The following is an 18,525-nucleotide window of genomic DNA, read 5'->3' as shown; positions in this document are numbered from 1 at the left end:
AGGACCAGGCAATGAGTAGTACGGATCAGGCGGCGCTGAACGGCGCCGGAATCGAGAGGTTCACCGGGCGCTGGGTCGGCGCTGGAGCCGGACATTTCCCCACCATCGACGACTTCGAGTACTCCGAGGAGATCGAGTTCGCGCCCACCCCGAAACCGTTTCTCACCTACTCGTCGCGCACTCGTGGGCTCCCCGACGGACGACCGCTTCACATGGAATCGGGATACCTGCGCCCAACACCGGGTGGTGAGCTCGAATTGCTGGTCAGCCAGCCCACCGGATTCGTCGAGATCCATCGCGGCACCCTCGACTCCGAAGGCACTCTCGCCTTGACCCGTCTCACGCTCGCAGCATCACCCGACGCAAAACCGGTTCACGACGTTCGGCGAGTCATGCGCGTTCAGGGCGACACGCTGACATACGACCTGTGGATGGCGCACGGCGACACCCCGCTGACGCATCATCTCCACGCCACCCTCCACCGCGCGACGGACCGGTAGTCGCCATGGAGATGCCGTCGTGGAAGGCAAAGGAACTCACGCCCGGCCAGCTCTCCGAGCGCAGCGGTGTCGCCGTCTCGGCCCTGCATTTCTACGAACGAGAAGGCCTCATCGTCAGTCGCCGGACCAGCGGAAACCAGCGCCGATACCAACGAGACACGCTTCGACGCGTCGCCTTCATCAGAATCTCGCAACGCGTCGGCATTCCGCTGTCGGAAATCAGAGAGGCCCTCGGCACACTTCCTGAAGGCCGTACCCCGAACCGCGCAGATTGGGAAAGATTGTCGACCGGGTGGCGGCGCCACCTCGATCTACGCATCGAGCAACTGGAACGTCTACGGGACAACCTCACCGGTTGCATCGGTTGCGGGTGCCTCTCGTTGGAGGGGTGCGCCCTCGCCAACCCGCACGATCAACTCGCATCCGCCGGCCCGGGTGCGCGCGTTCTGGAAGTAGATTTCGGTGCAGGCTCAGGCGAGAAATGACTCGACGGCGTCCCGATCGCGCCCCAGCAAGTCCTCGACGGTCTTCTTCAGCAACTTCTCGATCTGGCCGCCGATGATCGGCATCTTCACCTCAGCCGTTCCGTCGACGACCAACCGCGTGCAGGACTCGGCGGCGGTGAGATCGAGCGTCGTCTCGATTCGGATCGGCAGTCCCCGCGCGATTCCGGTGACCGACCCTGCTGCACGCCCGTCTGACAGAGGTCCCCACCGATCGACCCGTTTCAGACCGAGCCGACTCGGCGCAACCTTGGCGACCAGGCTCGGGAGGGAGGCGGAGTCGATTTCCTCGGACACGGATACTTCGATCGATCCGTCTCGAACTTCGATGTCCGAGGTGGCATAAAGGTCTCCGAGTCTGCCTTTCCAATAATTCGGGTCGGTCAAAGTTCGATGCACGTCGTCGATCGGATATTTGAATTCGATATCGAAGTGAAAACTCTTCGGCATGACTTTGGTCCCTATTCGACTAGATAAAAGTCCCGGCGGAGTTAACGCTCATCGCTTGAGCAATTTACTGAACTGGTCGTTCGCTTTTTGCATCACGAACTCGTAAGGCAGGGCGAATTTGCGCGCCCACCAGTATCCGAATCGGATGTCATTGGACGTATATAAGAGGTACGTATTCTTCTCGATTCCCCGCAGAATGCACGACGCCACCTTCTCCGGGGAGACAGCACGCGCCTCGAACCGGTGCGTGAGTTTTTCGACCCGCGGGTCGTTCCTGTCGATACCCGCTATTTCCACGGTTCCCACCAATGGCGTCTTCACCCCACCCGGCACAACCAGACTGACCCCGATTCCGTGCCGCTTCAGATCGAATCGCAGCACCTCGGACACCCCGCGAAGGCCGAACTTGCTCGCACTGTAGGCGGCGTGCCACGGCAGGGCCAAAAGTCCGGCAGCCGAAGACACGTTGACCAGGTGTCCACCCTTGCCGGCACGAATCATGGGTGGAACAAACGTCTCCATGACATGGATCGGCCCCATCAGGTTGACGTCCACCATGGACTTCCAATGCCGATGTTCGAGGTTCTCGATAGTTCCCCACGCTGAAATGCCGGCGATATTCATGACGACATCCATCGAAGAAAATTGAGTGTGAATCTCGGTACCGAATTTCACGACCTCGTCGTAGTCCGAGATATCGAGTGCCTTCGCCATGCTGACCGTGCCGCCGCCGGCGCCGACCATCGCGACCGTCTCTTCCAATCCGATGCTGTTGATATCGGTGAGAAACAATTCGGCGCCGACCTCTGATGCACGCAGCGCAGTTGCACGTCCAATTCCACTACCGGCGCCGGTGATCAGGCATTTCTTGCCGTCGAGCGACCTTACAGACATGGATGAACACTCCCCCGCACTCGTACTGTGGACATGCAGGAAAGTCTACGCACGCACGGTGCGGCCGCCCTGAAACACGCAAGACGACCAGCGGGGCACGGCCGTCCTCCGCGCAAACACCGCACAGAGACGACCGCAGCGAGCACTAGAGACGCTGCATCATCTGCTCTTGATAGCCCTTGACCGTACGGTCGAGTTCTTCCGCCGCTACATCGTCCCCACGCTTGCGTGCGTCGTGGGCTCGATCCTGAATTTCACGGATTGCGCGGCGCAATTCATCATCGCTCATCGTGTGTTTCATGTCACAATTCTGCACCCACTCGGAGAGTTTAGCTAGCACAGATCGCAATCCGGCAAACCGTTCAAGGTTCAACCCCGAGGTGATCCGCATGACATCGCAACCAGCCACCCTGATCGCGACCCCAAACCTTCAAACATCGCTTGAACTGCAGTTTTTCAATCGAAATAGTTGTGAAAAACCAGGCTAACGCATAGCTAATATCGCCAAAACGGGTAAAAGGTTTGATATTGGGCGGATTGGCCAAGTACTGGAAGGTTCGAATAGCGCAGTCGTAGCTGCACATTTCCGTGTGGCGGAAACTCAATGTGCGCTGAGACATAGCTGAGCACTCATTGGCCGGACGAATCGAATCTCGGACACATTTGACAACTAGTCCACTAAACAGACTACGGTGAGCTACCGATCGGTTATCCGCGTGATACCGTAGGATTCACTGAACGGACAATTGCTAGCTAGAGAGGATTACGGGGCGGTTCACAATGGCTGACTTTGCAGAACGATTGAACAAACTGTTCGACAGTGTTCATCCTCCGGGGCGCAAACCCCATACCAACGCCGAGGTTGCGGCAGCGCTCATCGAAGACGGCCATCAGATCTCCAAGCCGTACATCTCGCAGCTCCGCTCGGGACAGCGCACCAACCCCTCAGACGAGACAGTCGCAGCCTTCGCCCGGTTCTTCAAGGTGAAGCCCGACTACTTCTTCAACGACATCTACGCAGCCAAGATCGATCACGATCTCGAACTGCTCTCACAGCTCCAAGGCTACGGGCTTCGCCGCCTCTCGAGCCGTGCATTCGACCTCTCGGAAGAATCGCAGAATCTACTCACCACGATGGCTGAAAAGCTCCGCGCGAGTGAAGGTTTGCCAGAGGTTCCGCCTGACGCGTCACGCTGATGTGAACGTGCTGAAGCACTGACTCGATCTCGAGCACTGCAATGACATGGAGTAGGTCGACTACGAACGTCGACCTACTTTTGTCGTTTCATCGAGTTCTTTCGCCAACAACAACACCCATCGGCGCGCCGACATCTTCTCAGGAGGCGCAATCCACCTGGTGTCCAACACATCCGAGGCCAAGGGATCGGCGATCCACCCCGCCAAAATCCCCGCGTGTGCAGTGACGGCCCGCGGCGGTTCCTGACCACCGACGTCGAACATCCCGGCGCCGGACTGGATGTACATCGCATCCATGATCTGCGCGATCATGTCCGATGCCCGCAGCACAGACGTACTCCCGGCGCTGTCCGCGTCGACTACCTCGGGGAATCGCTTGACGAGAAGCGCGTGCATCCGCCGCAGCCGGTACAGATCTCGTCGCGCACGTAACCAGGTCTCGAGAAGCACCCACGTGATGCCCAGCGCAATCAGAACACTCGAGGCAGCGATGAACCACACCCCTGCGCCCGTCCAGATATCCGATTCGAGTGCGCCGGTGCCACCGATCGATTCGACAAGCATCACGACGACCACGACGAGCAGGATCGACGAACCGGTCACGATCAACGCGATTCCGCGCCCCAACGGCGCCCACGCAACGTGCCGTAGCCCCGTCGAAATGACAAGGGACAGAGCGACGATGATAAAGATCAGAGCCGGCGCCGGGTAGCCGAAGAGAACCGCGATCGCCACCAGGAGCCCCACCGAGTACAGCACGGTGGCGAGGCCGCGCATAGCCGGACGTGACATCACCGGCCACGCAGACACGGCGCCGACTGCACTGGCCGCAGACAACGCTGTCCACAAGACGATGACGATCATCGCGGCGGCATGCTGCTCCGGCGCAATGCGATCGACGATGTCCCATACCGCAGGCACCATGACCGTCGACGACAATGCGACCGAGAAGCCGGCGAAGACCATCGACATTCGCAACGGCGTCGCGGTGCGCGCGACAACTCGACCCAGTCTCGCGCCGGCTGCAACCCAGACGAGAAGGGCCACAGCCCAAAAGATCATCCGATCGCCTCGTCGTACCGCAACACCGACAGCGGTGTCCCACGGCCACTCATCGTTCGCAGACGCATGATCAACATCGACGCAAACGTCTCGGCTTCCCACTCCGCGATGTCGTCCATCGGCACGGGTTCGTCGCGCCGCAGAGAACGTTGACTCAACATGTAGGCGATCAAATCGTCACTGACCTCGAGCGTCGCCTCGGCGATCTCGGCACCCTCGTGGCGAAACACTATGTGCCCCAACTCATGTGCCAGAGTTCGCTCGACATTGGGAAGTCCGGGGGCCAAGACGATGACGTCGTGGTCGTCGTAGGCTCGGCGCTGACCGCACACTCCGGTGGCGAGAGGGGTTTCCAGATCGATCTCGATCGGGCGCCCACGCTCGCGGGCGACTGTCTGCACTACCGTCAGCAGTGACACTGCCTCCGACGACGCTGCTGCGTCGCATACGGCATCCACCGCGGCCAGAACGCGGCGATGTGAACGTCTGTCCGGCACGACTCACGCACCTCCCTGTGATCCGGGTGCCAGGAATTCGGCACGCGCGGCAGCCAATCGTGCCTTCTGCAGCGATGCTCCGCGGAAAGTCAGTGCTCCCGCACCGGCCGCTACCACTGCCATTCCGCCTACACCGCCGGCGACGGCGGCGGCGTTGAGAATCGGCGGAAGCCCTTGAGTGAACGCCGTCGGAAATGCCTGCGGGTTGTCAGTCGGAGCCGCGACGTTCGGAACGTTCGACGGTGCCTGCGGAGCTACGGGTGCGGGTGCGGCCAGAACCTCGGGTGCGGAAGGGGCTGCGACTGCGCCCGGCGCAGCGTTTGCCGGTCCACCGGCAGAGGGTGCAGGCGCTCCGCCGCCCGCTGACGGTCCCTGCGGATCAGACGGTCCAGCCGGCGGAGCCGCTACCGCGGACGACTGCTCGGAACTCGGCTGCGATTCGGAAGGAGACTGTGTCTCGGAGGGTGCTTGGCTCGAAGGACTCTCGGTCTGCGAAGTTGCGTTGGTCGCGGGGGAAGCGCTGCTGCTCGGACGTTGCGACGCCGAAGGGTTGGTCGTGGGCTCAGTCGTCGTGGTCGGCTCAGTCGTCGTGGGCTCAGTCGTCGTGGTCGGCTCAGTCGTCGTGGTCGGCTCAGTCGTCGTGGTCGGCTCAGTCGTGGTCGGCTCAGTCGTCGTGGTCGGCTCAGTCGTGGTCGTCGGCTCAGTCGTGGTCGTCGGCTCAGTCGTCGTGGTCGGCTCAGTCGTGGTCGTCGGCTCAGTCGTGGTCGTCGGCTCAGTCGTGGTCGTCGGCTCAGTCGTGGTCGTCGGCTCAGTCGTGGTCGTCGGCTCAGTCGTCGTCGGCTCAGTCGTCGTCGGCTCAGTCGTCGTCGGCTCAGTCGTGGTCGGCTCAGTCGTCGTGGTCGGTGTCGGAATTACGGTCGTGCCGCAGTTGTGACGGTGACAATGCCAGCCATAGTTGCCGTTGCCGTTGTTGCCGCCACCGTTGCCGTTGTTGCCGCCACCGTTGCCGTTGTTGCCGCCACCGTTGCCGTTGTTATTGCCACCGTTGTTGCCGTAATTGCCGTTTCCATTGCCGTTGTTGCCACCACCGCTGTTGCCGCCAGGTTGGGCGGCGACGATGGCGGGGAAGACCGATACGGCAAGGACGCCGATACCCATCAGGCACATCACAGCAACAAGCATCATCGCTAGCCGTCGTGGCTGGCTCATCGACATTCCTCCCCGACACATACGTCCGACCTGCGGAAAACTGCGGCAGACTCACCGTGCCTATCGCACCGGACACACCCTCGTTACATTTCCGGCAAACATGTATCCGCCCAAGGATCATCCCTCACTTGGAAGCTCAACGGTCCGGATCAGCGGTCGCAATCGTATGAAACGGCGCACACTCAGATCGAATCTTCGCAATTCGGGCAGGCCCTGAAAATGCAGGAAAGGGTCGTTCAACTTTCGTTGAAAGACCCTTTTCGCTGGTACTTCTTGGTGGAGCTGAGGGGAATCGAACCCCTGACCTCTTCGATGCGAACGAAGCGCGCTACCAACTGCGCCACAGCCCCGTGCCACCGCCTCAGCGGTGCTCGGCAACTCTAACAGGAACGAATACTCCCGTTGGAATCACCCGACACGAACTTTCGGCCCGACAAGATCGGCCCAGAAGATCACTGACCGGACGCGCGACGCATCTCGGTGTGCCTGATCTCTTCTTCGTAGTGATCCAGGTGATCGAACACCGGATCTTCGTCGTCGACCTCGAGGACAACCGCTCCTGGCCGACGCAGTCGCGCCGGAATCAGGCGAAGCTCTTCGTCGGTGTGCGATTCGACTCCGAGTCGCGATCGGTTGAGGCGTTCGGTACGACGGCGGCGAATCTCTTGCTCGATCCGAACCTGCCGACGCAAGTACGCCATGTACCCGCCGAGGCCGCACACGGTCAGCGCAAACAACCACCACACCATCGGCGAGATGATCAATGCGAGAGCGCCCGAGAGAATCGCGACGAACGCAAGTCCCAGCAATGTCCGCTGACGGAATGCATACCGCGCCTCCCGGGCGATGGCATCCGCTTCGGGGTCGAATCCGCCTCGGCCGCGCCGAACCGGAACAAATTCTCCGACCGGTGCACGACCGCCGGCGTAGTCGTCTTCTGCGTGAGTGTCCATCTGGTCCTCCGCGTCGTAGCTGCTGCGCACTGGTTCTGGTTGCCAGTTCGGATCGCTTCGATGTCCTGCTGCCGGCCCGCGCTGAACAGGGTTGCTGTCGCCGCGGTGGAGTACTCGAGTCGCGAGTGCCGCGTCACTCGTCTGCCGGATCCTGGGGCGCTTGTTGACAAGCATCGGCACCAGGACGAACAGCCACACGGCCACCAGCCCGATCCACACGAATGAGCTAGGCATGCCGCGGCCTCCTCCCGATCACCTACCAGCACCTATGCCAGCCGTTGACGAGTCAAGGTTAACGGCCGACGCCCTCGCATCGTTGCCGACGCGCCGAACCCCACCATACTCATGTGTCACACGCGTACCGAACTGAACTTCCGGTTCAGTCCCAAAAGTCTCAAGTTCTGGTTGAATCAAAAACCACATTTTCCCGCCCGAAAGTAGGACTACTCAGCGGTAACTGCTGTTTAGCTCGCGTTTCTCACGCTTCTGGCGCCGTCTTCGTCACACCCACGAAGCACGTCCGGACCGCACCAATCTGTCGACGACGGTGGTGGGTACTTCCTCGATGGTCATTCCGACCAGAAGATGATCACGCCATTGGCCGTCGACATCGAGGTAGCGCTTGAGAAGACCTTCCTCCCGGAACCCCACATTTCGTAGGACTGCGCGACTCGACGCGTTCTCCGGCCGAACAGTGGCCTCCACTCGATGCAGACCGACCTTCGAGAATGCGTGATCGAGTGTGAGTGCAACGGCAGCTGTGGCTACGCCCCCACCGGTCACGTGCGAGGCGACCCAATAGCCCACCCAGGCGGACCGCAGAGCGCCGCGCACCACATTTCCGATGGTGACCTGCCCGCAGTACTTCCCGTCGAGTTCGATCACCAGGGGAAGGATCCTGCCCTTGCGCGCTTCGGAGCGAAGGTTTCCGCACAGGGACGGCCAGACGGTGATGTGGTGGCGAGCATCCCAGGGCGATTCTCCGGTGGGCTCCCACGGCTCGAGGTGCTCGCGATCGCGAATGCGGAGACGACTCCACACAGCAGCGTCACGGAGCTTCACGGGGCGGACGGTCACCACTCCCGCGGGCACTCGCAGCGGGCCGAGATCTTCCGGCCATCCTGGATGGACTGACATCACACCCCACTCGGGTCGGCGTTACCCACGTTGGGCGAGAAAAGCTACGTCGACTTCTTCACCGATGTGCACTTCGGTGACGTCTCGATCGACCAGAACCAAGCAATTGGCTTCCGCCAAGGTCGCGAGGAGATGTGAGGACGCACCGGGCGCACCCCCGAGGGCCTGCACCAGGTACTCCCCTGTCGCTTCGTCACGCATCAGCTGACCACGCAGAAAACCCTTGCGATCGGCAATCGACGTGATCGTTCCCACTGTCCGCGCCTTCACTACTCGCCGCATCGGCTGGCGGCGTCCGAGCGCGATTCTGATCAGCGGGCGAACCATGACTTCGAATACCACCAGTGCGCTGACCGGGTTGGACGGTAGGAGAAAGGTCGGAACCTCGTCCCTTCCCAGCTTTCCGAAGCCTTGCACCGATCCCGGATGCATGGCAACGCGCTCCACCTCGAGTGTCCCCAGGTCGGCAAGCGCCTCACGAACCTCGTCGGACGCTCCGCCGCCCACGGCACCGGCGATGACAACGATTTCCGAGCGAATCAGCTGTCCCTCGACTACTTCGCGAAGACGACGAGAGTCGTTGCCTGCGATTCCCACACGATTGACGTCGGCGCCGGCATCGCGCGCTGCGGCGGCGAGGGCATACGAATTGACGTCGTAAACCTGACCAGGCCCCGGCGTGCGATCCACGTCGACGAGTTCTCCACCGACGCTGATGACGGAGAGGCGCGGACGCGGATGGACGAGTACTTTGTCGCGGCCGACCGCGGCAAGCAACCCGACCTGTGCGGCTCCGATGATGGTGCCTGCCCGAACGGCCACGTCGCCCGGCTGGACGTCGTCGCCTGCACGGCGAACGTAATCGCCCGAACGCACCGGCTCGAAGATCCGAACGCGAGCGCGACCGCCGTCGGTGTTCTCGAGCGGAAGAACTGCGTCGGCCAGCGTGGGCAAAGGCGCGCCGGTGTCGACTCGGACGGCCTGGCGAGGTTGCAAGCGGATCGGTTGGCGTGAGCCCGCCGTCACCTCACCGACCACCGGCAAGCTGAGGTCGGTAGGCTCGCCGTCCTCGCCTCGGAGGTCGGCTCCGGCGCCGGCGACATCGACACTGCGAACCGCGTAACCGTCGATGGCAGCTTGATCGAATCCCGGCAATGGGCGTTCGGTCACCACTTCCTCGGCACACAGCAGTCCCTGCGCCTCCGAGATGGCGACCCGAACCGGACGGGGTGCCACTGCAGCAGCGGTAACCCTGGTCTGCTGCTCCTCAACCGACCGCATCTGGTCCGCGTCCTCCTGTGTCTGGAAATTCGGTGATATCCGTCAGCTCATGATGCCTTGCCGCCGAAAAGGGACAAGCACATTGATACTGCGTTATCGGGCGATCAACCACCGTGGCGACACGCTCAGCGGTCGAGCCGATCCGCGAGCCACTTACGCAAGGACGGGCCGTAATCGTCACTGTCGAGTGCCAGGTCCACCGAAGCGCGGAGGTACCCGCCGGGGTTGCCCAGGTCATGACGCGTTCCGCGGTGCACCACCACGTGAACCGGATGGCCCTCGGAAATCAGGAGAGCGATGGCGTCGGTGAGTTGCAACTCACCGCCGGCTCCCGGCTCGATGCGACGAAGTGCGTCGAAGATCGCACGATCGAGCAGATAGCGACCTGCAGCGGCAAAGGTCGACGGCGCGTCTTCCACAGCCGGCTTCTCGACCATGCCGACGACCTTGAGGACGTCGGGATTGACCGCGTCGGGAACGATCTCGACGTCGAAGACGCCGTAAGCGCTGACTGCGTCTTTCGGGACGTCGATTGCACAGAGAACGGACCCGCCGCGCTTGGCCCGAACTCGCGCCATGATCTCCAGGACGCCACGCGGTAGTACGAGATCATCGGGCAGAAGGACCGCGATGGCATCTTCGTCGTCGTCGAGAACCGACTCGACGCAACCGACTGCATGCCCGAGGCCGAGGGGCTGCTCCTGAATCACGGAGTCGACTTCGAGCAAACCCGGCGCTTTGCGCACCTTCGCCAGGGCAGCGAGTTTTCCGCTTGCTTCCAGCTTGCTTTCGAGTACGAGATCCTCGACGAAGTGTGCAACCACGCCGTCTTTGCCCGGGGACGTCACGATGACGAGCCGCTCGGCTCCCGAGTCCGCAGCTTCACCTGCCACCAGTTCGATACCCGGTGTGTCCACGACCGGCAGCAATTCTTTCGGAACCGTCTTGGTGGCAGGCAGGAAACGCGTACCAAGTCCGGCTGCGGGTACCACGGCCGTACGGAAGGCCCTCGTGCTGCTAGCGACAACGTCTGTCATGCCAACACCTTAGCCGCCGCTTGTTACCGCTCGGTCAGCACGACGAATATCGTTGCGGGGTGACACCTCAGACAAAAGCACAATGGCGACAAATCACACTCGCAGCACGTGATGAAGTCTCCGAGCACACTCGAAACACGGAAACTGCGGCGTTGATCACGCACATACGTTCAGTGATTGTCGACGGCTCGGTCGTCTGTGCGTACGTCCCCACCCGCACCGAACCAGGATCCACCGATTTGCTCGACGCCGTTGCCGAGATCGCTCAGCGTGTACTACTTCCGATCACCGGGGAGCCGGGACCGTTGTCCTGGGTCGAGTACAGCGGCGCGGACGGTTTGCGCTCCGCGAAGTACGGCATTCGGGAGCCTGTCGGACCCGTCCTACCACCGGAAACCCTGTCCGACGTGGAATGCATGCTGATCCCTGCTCTCGCGGTGGATCTTCGTGGAACACGCCTCGGCCGTGGCGCAGGCTTCTACGACCGGACGCTCGGGTCGGTCGGACCACAGACTCGGCTCGTGGCAATTGTCAGAGACTCCGAACTCGTCGAGGCCTTGCCTGCCGACGACCACGACATTCCCATGGGCTGGGCATTGACGCCGCGCGGCGGCCTCACGCAACTCAAAGGCGATTGATCTGCGGGAATAGATCCCTGATTAGCGCTGTTGGCACTGTCACTTGTAGAGTGCTAAAGGCTGCGGTGTAAATACGCGGCTGCTCGAACATCACAGTGCGGAGGAAGCCCGGTGCCCACCTACTCATACGCATGTACGGAATGTGACAACCGTTTCGACATCGTCCAGTCCTTCAGCGAAGATTCGCTGACGGTCTGCCCAGCTTGCTCAGGCAAGCTCCGCAAGCTGTTCAACTCTGTTGGCATCGTGTTCAAGGGCAGCGGCTTCTACCGCACCGACAGCCGCGGCGGCTCCGGGACTGCGAGCGAGCCGGCCAAGAGCGATTCGGCACCCGCTGCGAAGTCCGAGTCCAAGTCGGACTCCTCTTCGACATCGAGTTCGTCGACCAGCACGCCGGCGCCCGCAAAGGCTGCCGCGAGCTGATTTCCACAACCTCCGGGTTGTCCACAGGTTCACATTGTTAGGGCCGGAAGCACCGCTTCCGGCCCTAACGTGCATGAATGCCGTCAGCACGTTCTCGCTCGCCGAGGCGCTCCGATCCACTGCGCGCCCAACTCGATCTCAGCCCGAGCACCTTCGATCGCGTCGTCGAACTGACACGGGGCACACGATTCCGCACGGCGACAGTCCGTAAGATCGCAGCCGTTGTCCTCGCCACACTCGGCGTTGTTCTCTTCTTTCGAGGCGATCCCACGACCGATACGGTCGCCGTAGTTGTCTCGAGCCGCGATCTCACTCCGGGGCAGGTGATTGCGGATTCGGATGTCGAGATGCGAGAGATCGACTCGAAACAACTTCCCGAAGGAGTTGTCTCCGACACCGACCTGGTGGTCGGAAGAACCGTTGCCGGCCCGATTCGCTCCGGAGAAACCGTCACCGACGTGCGCGTTCTCAACCGACGGCTGGCCGGGTTGTCGGTAGGAACCGACGACGCCCGCATCGTCCCCGTCCGATTGGCCGATGCGGCCGTCGCGGACATGTTGCGGAGCGGGGACGTCGTCGACGTCCTGACCGTCGGCCCTGACACATCCCGCCCAGACACGCCCCACCCCGACACACCCAACGAATCAGTTGCAGACAAGGCCCCACAAATTCTTGCGGCAGGAGCGGTAGTCGCGTTGGTCACCACGTCGGAAAGTGCACGTAACCAGCAGGAACAGGTGATTTTGCTGGCCCTGCCGACACCAGCAGCCAACGTCGTAGCCGCGGCATCTCTGTCCAATGCGATCACCGTGACATTCCGCTGACCGCACAAAGCGTCCGAAGCTCCTCTAGGATTTTTCCAGTCGGTTCGGTATCAACGGACCATCTGGCACTTGCCATCGGAGACTCGAGGGGACACCGACATGCTCAAGGGATTCAAGGACTTCCTGCTTCGCGGAAACGTGCTCGACCTGGCCGTCGCAGTGGTCATCGGCGCGGCCTTCACCGCCATCGTGACTGCCTTCACCAGCAATATCATCAACCCACTTGTCGCTTCGATTGGCGGAGCCAACGAATACGGGTGGGGCATTCAGCTGACGGGTGACTCCGCTGAGACGTTCCTGAACTTCGGTGCGGTCGTCACCGCGATCATCAACTTCATCATCATCGCAGCGGTCGTCTACTTCGTGCTGATCGTCCCTGCGAATGCGGCGAAGAAGAAGTTCGTCTCCGAGCCCGAGGACAAGGAAGCCAGCGAAACCGATCTGCTCATCCAGATCCGCGACATCCTCTCGGCCAATGCCGGTGGCGGCGACACGGGAGCGCACGCCAAGTCTCTCGAATAGGCAGTGCCCACAGATCAAATCAGGCCCTCGGACAATTGTCCGGGGGCCTGATTTACTTCTCAACCGCCGTGGTGCGGGGGCCGCTGACTGCGCAGCCAGTCGTCGTCCGAGGACCGCGAGGATCCTTCGGGACCCCGCTCGTCCGACGTCGTCTCGGGAAAGACGTCCCCGAAGATGCGCGCCAGGCGCTTCTTGTCGACTGACGGCTTCTTCGGGGTATCTGGTTGCTCCGACAAGCTGTCTCAGCCCTCGAGGCTGGACAGCTCGGCGATCACGTGACTCGCCAAAGCTGTCAGGGTTGCCATGCCGTCGCGAATTGCCGGCCTGGTCGACGCCAGATTGGCGACCACGGTGCTTCCCGAAACCCCGACGAGGCCGCGGGACAAGCCTGCTTCGAGCGATCCGGCCGAAAGACCGGAAGCACGAAGTGCTTCGGCAATTCCCGGGATCTCGCGATCGAGAACCTCAGCGGTCACGTCAGGAGTGACGTCACGCGGGGATACCCCGGTACCGCCGACCGAGATGACGAGGTCGACGCCACCGATGACTGCGGTGTTGAGAGCGTTGCGGATCTCCACTTCGTCGGCGGCGACGGCGACCGTCGCATCGACGAGAAAACCCGCTTCGTTCAGCAGTTCCGTGACCAGTGGACCGATGGAGTCGGTGTTGTCGCCGTGGGCTGTGCGATCGTCGACGATGACGACCAGAGCGCGGCCGGCCGATGTGGCTTCGAGTTCCATGACTCCTACCGTAGTGTCCGATCCCGACGCCGTTGCGATCTGGCCGAAGATCGGGTCGATCGTCTGCTGATCGCCGAACATCATCGACCGCCCTGCGCTGCCGCGGTTCCCAACGTGACGTCGACGGTCTTGGTCTGCCCGCCGTCGCTGTACGTGATCGAGACCTTGTCGCCAGGAGCATGTGAACGCACTGCCGCGATCAGCGAATCACCATCTGCGACAACACGATCGTCGACCTTGGTGATGACTGCACCCTTCGGGATACCGGCCTTGGCGGCCGGCCCGTCAGCAGTGACATCCATGACGGTTGCGCCGTCGGCGTTGTCCTGCGACGGCACGGTCACGCCGATCATGGCCTGAGTCGCCTTGCCGGTCTTGATCAGTTCGTCGGCGACGCGGCGTGCCTGATCGATCGGGATGGCGAAACCGAGGCCGATCGAACCGCCTTGGGTACCCGACGACGCTCCGAGCGAGGCGATCGCCGTGTTGATGCCGATCAGCTGGCCGTCCATGTTGACGAGGGCGCCACCGGAGTTGCCGGGGTTGATCGCTGCGTCGGTCTGCAGAGCGTCGATGACGGTGTTCTGGTTGCCGGACTCGCCGCTCGTGGAGACCGGGCGATCGAGTGCGGAGATGATGCCTTCGGTGACCGTGCCGGCCAGGCCGAGCGGGGACCCGACGGCAACCACCTGCTGTCCGACCTGGACGTCGCCGGAGTTGCCGAGATCGATGGGCGTGAGGTCGTTGCGACCGTCGACCTTGATCACGGCGATGTCGGAGACGGGGTCGGCACCGACCAGAGTGGCCGAGGCCTTGGTTCCGTCGGAGAACGCAACGCGAAGTTGCGCTCCCTGTGCGCCGGCAACGTGGTTGTTGGTCAGGATCAGACCGTCGGAGGACAGGATGACACCGGAGCCCTCACCCCCCTGTCCCTGCGCGGTGGCTACCTCGATCTGCACGACGCTGGGCACGACCTTCGAGGCAACGGCCTGAACCGAGCCGGCGGGAGCGTTGGACGTGTTGGTCGCAGTGGGCTTCGGAGCGTTCAGAGAGTTGGTGACCGTCGCAGTTCCACCGTTGCGGTCCGCGACGACGGCGCCGACCACGCCACCGACACCACCACTGACCAGGACCAGGGCGAGAGCGCCGGCAACCAGCGCCATGCGTCCCGACTTCGGCTTGGTGGTGGTCGAACCGGAGTTCGGCCCCTGCAGCGGTGCGGGGATCTGGTTGTGGCCGCCGCCCGGGCCGTTCGGACCGCCGGGGCCACCAGGGTTGGGTGCGCCGTACGGGGCGCTCTGCTGGTACGCGGCCTCATGGGCACCGTGCGGGTGGCCGAAAGCCTGCGTGGGCTGCTGCTGCTGCTGCGCCTGCCCGAAGGCTTCGGTGGGCCGGCCTTCAGTGGGTCGGGCTTCGGCGGGTCGGGCGAACGATTCGGTCGGCTGGTACGGCTGCTGAGGCGCCTGCCCCTGAGGCTGCTGCGGCGGCACGGGAGGCTGTGCCTGAGGTGCTGTCGGCTGTGCTTGAGGTGCTGTCGGCTGCGCCTGGGTGGTGGGCTCGCTGTTGGGCTGCTCGGGCCGGGTCGGCCCGACGTTACGGTCCTCGGTCATCGGCTCGCTTTCGTCTACGGTGACCACCGGACGGGCAGTCACAACTGTTCTGCCGACAATGCTGCCTTGCGCTGCTGAGAAGGCGCTGAGACGTGCCTGTCACTTTACCCAGAGTTCGACGTGAAAAACCGGTGTTGTCGGTTCGGCCCGAAAGACTTTCGGGCCGAACGCATTAAGCCGTGACGTCAGTCACCGAAGCGAGGGACCAACGGGTCTACAGAACACACTACTCGGCACTCGGCCCCGGTTCACCGGGAAGCACGATACGAACAAGCGCTCCCCCACGATCGGATTCGTCGATCGCGATGGTGCCGCCGTGCTTGACGACGACCTGACGCACAATCGCAAGTCCCAGACCCGATCCCGGCATCGAACGTGCCGCAGTCGACCGGTAGAAACGATCGAACACCAACTCCCGATCCTCCTCCGGAATGCCAGGTCCCGCATCACTTACGGTCAATTCCAACAATCCTTGACCCACCGGTCGCATTTCGACGCGTACCTGTTCGCCCTTCGGACTCCACTTCGCAGCGTTGTCGAGGACGTTCAGCACGGCACGCGACAGGCCCGCTTGATCTCCGTAGACGTACCACGGAGTGGTGACCGCCTCGAACTCGATTTCGTTGCGCCTGCGCCGCGCTCGTTCGAGCGCACGCTCGACGACGTCGCTGACGTCGACGCGCTCGTACACGGTTTCGGGTGCGTCTTCACGGGCCAGGTCGACGAGGTCGCCGACCAGAGTCGACAGTTCCTCGATCTGCGCGACGACGTCGGCACGAAGTTCTGCCATGTCCTCGTCGGGAATCTGCGGCGCACCGGGGCGACTTGACGCGATCAGCAATTCCATGTTGGTGCGCAACGAAGTCAACGGCGTCCGCAACTCGTGTCCGGCGTCCGCGACGAGGCGCGACTGACGCTCACGGGACTCGGCGAGCGCCCGCAGCATCGTGTTGAAACTCTCTGTCAGGCGCGCCAATTCGTCGCTGCCGGTAACGGGGATCTGCGTCAGATCGTCGGTCCGAGCGACTCGTTCGGTGGCAGCAGTCAGCCTGGCAATGGGTCGTAAACCGGTGCGGCCCACGGTAGTACCCGCCACTGCCGCAAGTATGACGCCACACCCGCCGACCACGAAGAGCACCCAGGCCAGACGGTCCAGTACCGCAACGGTCGGCGCGAGCCGCTGACCGATCACCAAAGTGCTGCCGTCATGGGTTCGTTGAGCCAGCACTCGCTGACCGTCGACGGTTCGCAGCGAGGAATCCGATTCGCCACGCGCTACGGCGTCTTCGGCTTCACCGATCGGCACGTCGGAACCGGGCGGCTGGTACGTGCTCAGGTCCGAGAAGATCAGGGCCACACTGATGTCGGTGGTGTACAGCGTCGCACCGGAGATGTAGCGAGGATCGAATCGCACGACATTGCTGTCGATGAGCACCGCTGCCCTGGTACGCAACTGGTGATCGACGTCCGCGTAGAGCGCACGCGAAACCACCGCGTAGGCAGCGATCGCCATGACTGCGACGGCAATGGCCACCACCGACGCGGCGAGCAGCGTCACACGCCAACGCAATGACACCGAACGGGTCAGTGGCATCGGCGGGCGCATTTCGACGGACGCTTGGGTGGTGGAGGATTTCTTCGGTTCGGCGTTCTTGCCGAACGGAGCGGTGATCACGGAGGCGTCTCCCGCAGGACGTAGCCGACTCCGCGGACGGTGTGGATCAACCTCGGTTCGCCGTCGGCTTCCGTCTTGCGACGCAGGTAGCCGACATACACCTCGAGGGCATTGCCGGACGTCGGGAAGTCGTATCCCCACACTTCTTCGAGAATGCGTCCACGGGTCAGCACGCGGCGTGGGTTGGCCATGAGCATTTCGAGGAGGGAGAACTCGGTGCGCGTCAGGCTGATCGATCGTTCGCCGCGCTTGACCTCACGGGTGACCGGGTCGAGGGTGAGGTCCTCGAACGCCATCATTTCGGAATCGGCGTCCAGATCGGGCGCGGTGCGGCGAAGTAGTGCACGCAACCTGGCAAGCAACTCTTCCAAAGCGAAGGGCTTGGGCAGGTAGTCGTCCGCTCCGGCATCGAGACCGGCCACTCGCTCGCTGACCGAATCGCGGGCGGTGAGCACGAGGATGGGCAGGTCGTCGCCGGCACTGCGAAGACGACGGCACACTTCGAGTCCGTCGAGTCGCGGCATCATGACGTCGAGCACGACGGCGTCGGGCCGGTTGGCGAGGATCTTCTCGAGTGCGTCGAGCCCGTCGACCGCGAGCTCGACCGTGTAGCCGTTGAAGCTGAGCGACCGCCGAAGCGACTCGCGAACCGCCCGGTCGTCGTCGACCACCAAAATACGCATACCGACAGTTTGGACTGAAGTGCTGAGATGCGGCTGAGAGGGTCCGATTCCGGCCTCCGGCGTGTCGCGGTCAGTCCCGGGTTCGCCTCGGCCCGGGCAGGCTCCAATGACGCCATAACGCAAGCAGTCTGAACACCGCGGCGAACGCCGTGCCGCACACCAGCGCGGCGTTAGTGGACAGTCCGGCTTGCGAGACTGTGACCACCAACGCAGCGCCGAGCAGTGCGGGAACCGCGTACAGGTCCTTGTGCAGGAGCAGTGGCACCTCGTTGACGAGAACGTCGCGGATCACGCCGCCGCCGATCGCCGCGGTCGCACCGATCAACGTCGCCGCCAGCGAACTGGCGTTGTTGTCCAGCGCGATGACGGCGCCGGTGCTCGCGAACAAGCCCATCCCCAGTGCGTCGAGCGCCAGGATTTCACGACGCAGTCGATTGAGCGGCTCGTGGAGGTAGAACACGGCGAGTGAGGTGGCGGCGGCGGTTCCGAAGTACGGCCAACTGCTCAGAGAGCTGGGCGGATGGACGCCGAGGAGAACGTCGCGGACGATACCGCCGCCGATGCCGGTGAACACACCGACCGAGCACACCCCGAAGATGTCGAGTCGCTTGGTGACGCCCACCAGGGCACCCGAGGCCGCGAACGCCACGATGCCCACCAGTTCGAGGATCCTCAGCAGCACCGGCCAAG

General features: G+C 62.8%; 24 protein-coding genes and 1 tRNA gene. 9 read left to right on the top strand and 16 right to left on the bottom strand.

Features of this window, described 5'->3' with window-relative positions; genetic code table 11:
• Positions 1–11: 11 nt before the first annotated feature.
• Positions 12–500: an FABP family protein gene (locus ABH939_RS04800; protein WP_003946270.1), complete on the top strand. Its 489-nt coding sequence runs from the start codon at positions 12–14 to the stop codon at positions 498–500.
• Between the two features lie 5 nt (positions 501–505).
• On the top strand, positions 506–985 hold the full coding sequence (gene soxR / locus ABH939_RS04795) for a redox-sensitive transcriptional activator SoxR (protein WP_003946250.1): 480 nt from the start codon (positions 506–508) through the stop codon (positions 983–985).
• On the opposite strand, the gene ABH939_RS04790 is transcribed toward soxR, so the two are convergent.
• From ABH939_RS04790 to ABH939_RS04780, 3 genes are all read right to left on the bottom strand, one after another.
• Entirely contained in the window at positions 971–1,453 is a 483-nt protein-coding gene (locus tag ABH939_RS04790) for a DUF2505 domain-containing protein (RefSeq protein ID WP_030536322.1), read from the bottom strand. The two genes, soxR and ABH939_RS04790, sit on opposite strands and share 15 nt — an antisense overlap.
• A gap of 48 nt (positions 1,454–1,501) precedes the next feature.
• Positions 1,502–2,347 carry an SDR family oxidoreductase gene (locus tag ABH939_RS04785; protein ID WP_404649394.1) on the bottom strand — a complete coding sequence of 282 codons (846 nt, stop codon included), beginning with the start codon at positions 2,345–2,347 and terminating at the stop codon, positions 1,502–1,504.
• Positions 2,348–2,492: 145 nt separating this feature from the next.
• Positions 2,493–2,636, bottom strand: a complete 144-nt coding sequence (locus ABH939_RS04780; RefSeq protein ID WP_007729030.1) for a hypothetical protein — start codon at positions 2,634–2,636, stop codon at positions 2,493–2,495.
• A gap of 491 nt (positions 2,637–3,127) precedes the next feature.
• Between ABH939_RS04780 and ABH939_RS04775 the strand changes: the two genes are divergently transcribed.
• Entirely contained in the window at positions 3,128–3,544 is a 417-nt protein-coding gene (locus ABH939_RS04775; protein WP_003946231.1) for a helix-turn-helix domain-containing protein, read from the top strand.
• Between the two features lie 60 nt (positions 3,545–3,604).
• On the opposite strand, the gene ABH939_RS04770 is transcribed toward ABH939_RS04775, so the two are convergent.
• Positions 3,605–4,606 (bottom strand): hypothetical protein, encoded by a 1,002-nt coding sequence (locus ABH939_RS04770; RefSeq protein ID WP_003946245.1) that lies wholly within the window; start codon positions 4,604–4,606, stop codon positions 3,605–3,607.
• Positions 4,603–5,103 carry an ImmA/IrrE family metallo-endopeptidase gene (locus tag ABH939_RS04765; RefSeq protein ID WP_404649393.1) on the bottom strand — a complete coding sequence of 167 codons (501 nt, stop codon included), beginning with the start codon at positions 5,101–5,103 and terminating at the stop codon, positions 4,603–4,605. The genes ABH939_RS04770 and ABH939_RS04765 overlap by 4 nt, the downstream gene beginning before the upstream one ends.
• Before the next feature lie 178 nt (positions 5,104–5,281).
• Here ABH939_RS04765 and ABH939_RS04760 point away from each other — a divergent pair, with 178 nt between their 5' ends.
• Together ABH939_RS04760 and ABH939_RS04755 are read left to right on the top strand one after the other, a co-directional pair.
• Entirely contained in the window at positions 5,282–6,037 is a 756-nt protein-coding gene (locus ABH939_RS04760; protein WP_404649391.1) for a hypothetical protein, read from the top strand.
• A gap of 2 nt (positions 6,038–6,039) precedes the next feature.
• Positions 6,040–6,294: a hypothetical protein gene (locus ABH939_RS04755; RefSeq protein WP_156665934.1), complete on the top strand. Its 255-nt coding sequence runs from the start codon at positions 6,040–6,042 to the stop codon at positions 6,292–6,294.
• Between the two features lie 292 nt (positions 6,295–6,586).
• On the opposite strand, the gene ABH939_RS04750 is transcribed toward ABH939_RS04755, so the two are convergent.
• From ABH939_RS04750 to ABH939_RS04730, 5 genes are all read right to left on the bottom strand, one after another.
• Positions 6,587–6,662, bottom strand: a tRNA-Ala gene (locus tag ABH939_RS04750).
• Between the two features lie 102 nt (positions 6,663–6,764).
• Complete coding sequence (gene glpR / locus ABH939_RS04745; protein WP_007727521.1) at positions 6,765–7,499, bottom strand: gephyrin-like molybdotransferase receptor GlpR; 735 nt, start codon at positions 7,497–7,499, stop codon at positions 6,765–6,767.
• 267 nt (positions 7,500–7,766) lie between these two features.
• Complete coding sequence (locus tag ABH939_RS04740; protein ID WP_007727523.1) at positions 7,767–8,402, bottom strand: GNAT family N-acetyltransferase; 636 nt, start codon at positions 8,400–8,402, stop codon at positions 7,767–7,769.
• A 21-nt stretch (positions 8,403–8,423) separates the two neighbouring features.
• A complete protein-coding gene (gene glp / locus ABH939_RS04735) occupies positions 8,424–9,683 on the bottom strand; it encodes a gephyrin-like molybdotransferase Glp (protein ID WP_003946353.1) in 1,260 nt (419 codons plus the stop codon).
• A 125-nt stretch (positions 9,684–9,808) separates the two neighbouring features.
• Positions 9,809–10,720, bottom strand: coding sequence for a UTP--glucose-1-phosphate uridylyltransferase (locus tag ABH939_RS04730; RefSeq protein WP_003946415.1), 912 nt, complete (start codon positions 10,718–10,720; stop codon positions 9,809–9,811).
• 59 nt (positions 10,721–10,779) lie between these two features.
• Between ABH939_RS04730 and ABH939_RS04725 the strand changes: the two genes are divergently transcribed.
• The 4 genes from ABH939_RS04725 to mscL all read left to right on the top strand — a co-directional run bounded on the left by ABH939_RS04725 (position 10,780) and on the right by mscL (position 13,127).
• Entirely contained in the window at positions 10,780–11,358 is a 579-nt protein-coding gene (locus ABH939_RS04725; protein WP_007727530.1) for a 5-formyltetrahydrofolate cyclo-ligase, read from the top strand.
• A 111-nt stretch (positions 11,359–11,469) separates the two neighbouring features.
• On the top strand, positions 11,470–11,781 hold the full coding sequence (locus tag ABH939_RS04720) for an FmdB family zinc ribbon protein (protein WP_003946378.1): 312 nt from the start codon (positions 11,470–11,472) through the stop codon (positions 11,779–11,781).
• A 77-nt stretch (positions 11,782–11,858) separates the two neighbouring features.
• Positions 11,859–12,605 carry an SAF domain-containing protein gene (locus tag ABH939_RS04715; protein WP_404649390.1) on the top strand — a complete coding sequence of 249 codons (747 nt, stop codon included), beginning with the start codon at positions 11,859–11,861 and terminating at the stop codon, positions 12,603–12,605.
• A 99-nt stretch (positions 12,606–12,704) separates the two neighbouring features.
• The gene (gene mscL / locus ABH939_RS04710) at positions 12,705–13,127 is read left to right on the top strand and encodes a large conductance mechanosensitive channel protein MscL (RefSeq protein WP_404649388.1); all 423 of its coding nucleotides are present in this window, start codon (positions 12,705–12,707) and stop codon (positions 13,125–13,127) included.
• Positions 13,128–13,186: 59 nt separating this feature from the next.
• On the opposite strand, the gene ABH939_RS04705 is transcribed toward mscL, so the two are convergent.
• The 6 genes from ABH939_RS04705 to ABH939_RS04680 all read right to left on the bottom strand — a co-directional run bounded on the left by ABH939_RS04705 (position 13,187) and on the right by ABH939_RS04680 (position 18,517).
• A complete protein-coding gene (locus tag ABH939_RS04705) occupies positions 13,187–13,363 on the bottom strand; it encodes a hypothetical protein (protein ID WP_003946347.1) in 177 nt (58 codons plus the stop codon).
• A gap of 6 nt (positions 13,364–13,369) precedes the next feature.
• Positions 13,370–13,867, bottom strand: a complete 498-nt coding sequence (locus ABH939_RS04700) for a molybdenum cofactor biosynthesis protein B (RefSeq protein WP_176720912.1) — start codon at positions 13,865–13,867, stop codon at positions 13,370–13,372.
• An 80-nt stretch (positions 13,868–13,947) separates the two neighbouring features.
• Positions 13,948–15,477, bottom strand: a complete 1,530-nt coding sequence (locus ABH939_RS04695) for a S1C family serine protease (RefSeq protein ID WP_404649386.1) — start codon at positions 15,475–15,477, stop codon at positions 13,948–13,950.
• Between the two features lie 226 nt (positions 15,478–15,703).
• Entirely contained in the window at positions 15,704–17,083 is a 1,380-nt protein-coding gene (locus ABH939_RS04690; RefSeq protein WP_020908630.1) for a HAMP domain-containing sensor histidine kinase, read from the bottom strand.
• A 65-nt stretch (positions 17,084–17,148) separates the two neighbouring features.
• Positions 17,149–17,835: a response regulator transcription factor gene (locus tag ABH939_RS04685; RefSeq protein ID WP_003946387.1), complete on the bottom strand. Its 687-nt coding sequence runs from the start codon at positions 17,833–17,835 to the stop codon at positions 17,149–17,151.
• A 70-nt stretch (positions 17,836–17,905) separates the two neighbouring features.
• Positions 17,906–18,517: a trimeric intracellular cation channel family protein gene (locus ABH939_RS04680; protein ID WP_003946409.1), complete on the bottom strand. Its 612-nt coding sequence runs from the start codon at positions 18,515–18,517 to the stop codon at positions 17,906–17,908.
• Between the last annotated feature and the right edge of the window lie 8 nt (positions 18,518–18,525).

It is taken from the genome of Rhodococcus sp. 27YEA6 (assembly GCF_044908235.1).
Taxonomy (GTDB): Bacteria; Actinomycetota; Actinomycetes; order Mycobacteriales; family Mycobacteriaceae; genus Rhodococcus_F; species Rhodococcus_F qingshengii.
Note: the sequence above shows the minus strand (reverse complement) of the source record. Positions and strands in the feature narration are given on the sequence as shown.

What these genes read in the sequence shown, in the direction of transcription:
- ABH939_RS04685 (WP_003946387.1), bottom strand. Translation starts at nt 17,835, where the DNA reads ATGCGTATTTTGGTGGTCGACGACGACCGGGCGGTTCGCGAGTCGCTT.
- ABH939_RS04780 (WP_007729030.1), bottom strand. Translation starts at nt 2,636, where the DNA reads ATGAGCGATGATGAATTGCGCCGCGCAATCCGTGAAATTCAGGATCGA.
- ABH939_RS04790 (WP_030536322.1), bottom strand. Translation starts at nt 1,453, where the DNA reads ATGCCGAAGAGTTTTCACTTCGATATCGAATTCAAATATCCGATCGAC.
- ABH939_RS04695 (WP_404649386.1), bottom strand. Translation starts at nt 15,477, where the DNA reads ATGACCGAGGACCGTAACGTCGGGCCGACCCGGCCCGAGCAGCCCAAC.
- ABH939_RS04740 (WP_007727523.1), bottom strand. Translation starts at nt 8,402, where the DNA reads ATGTCAGTCCATCCAGGATGGCCGGAAGATCTCGGCCCGCTGCGAGTG.
- ABH939_RS04800 (WP_003946270.1), top strand. Translation starts at nt 12, where the DNA reads ATGAGTAGTACGGATCAGGCGGCGCTGAACGGCGCCGGAATCGAGAGG.
- ABH939_RS04730 (WP_003946415.1), bottom strand. Translation starts at nt 10,720, where the DNA reads ATGACAGACGTTGTCGCTAGCAGCACGAGGGCCTTCCGTACGGCCGTG.
- glp (WP_003946353.1), bottom strand. Translation starts at nt 9,683, where the DNA reads ATGCGGTCGGTTGAGGAGCAGCAGACCAGGGTTACCGCTGCTGCAGTG.
- soxR (WP_003946250.1), top strand. Translation starts at nt 506, where the DNA reads ATGGAGATGCCGTCGTGGAAGGCAAAGGAACTCACGCCCGGCCAGCTC.
- ABH939_RS04690 (WP_020908630.1), bottom strand. Translation starts at nt 17,083, where the DNA reads ATGCGCCCGCCGATGCCACTGACCCGTTCGGTGTCATTGCGTTGGCGT.
- ABH939_RS04700 (WP_176720912.1), bottom strand. Translation starts at nt 13,867, where the DNA reads ATGGAACTCGAAGCCACATCGGCCGGCCGCGCTCTGGTCGTCATCGTC.
- ABH939_RS04715 (WP_404649390.1), top strand. Translation starts at nt 11,859, where the DNA reads ATGCCGTCAGCACGTTCTCGCTCGCCGAGGCGCTCCGATCCACTGCGC.
- ABH939_RS04770 (WP_003946245.1), bottom strand. Translation starts at nt 4,606, where the DNA reads ATGATCTTTTGGGCTGTGGCCCTTCTCGTCTGGGTTGCAGCCGGCGCG.
- mscL (WP_404649388.1), top strand. Translation starts at nt 12,705, where the DNA reads ATGCTCAAGGGATTCAAGGACTTCCTGCTTCGCGGAAACGTGCTCGAC.
- ABH939_RS04785 (WP_404649394.1), bottom strand. Translation starts at nt 2,347, where the DNA reads ATGTCTGTAAGGTCGCTCGACGGCAAGAAATGCCTGATCACCGGCGCC.
- ABH939_RS04775 (WP_003946231.1), top strand. Translation starts at nt 3,128, where the DNA reads ATGGCTGACTTTGCAGAACGATTGAACAAACTGTTCGACAGTGTTCAT.
- glpR (WP_007727521.1), bottom strand. Translation starts at nt 7,499, where the DNA reads ATGCCTAGCTCATTCGTGTGGATCGGGCTGGTGGCCGTGTGGCTGTTC.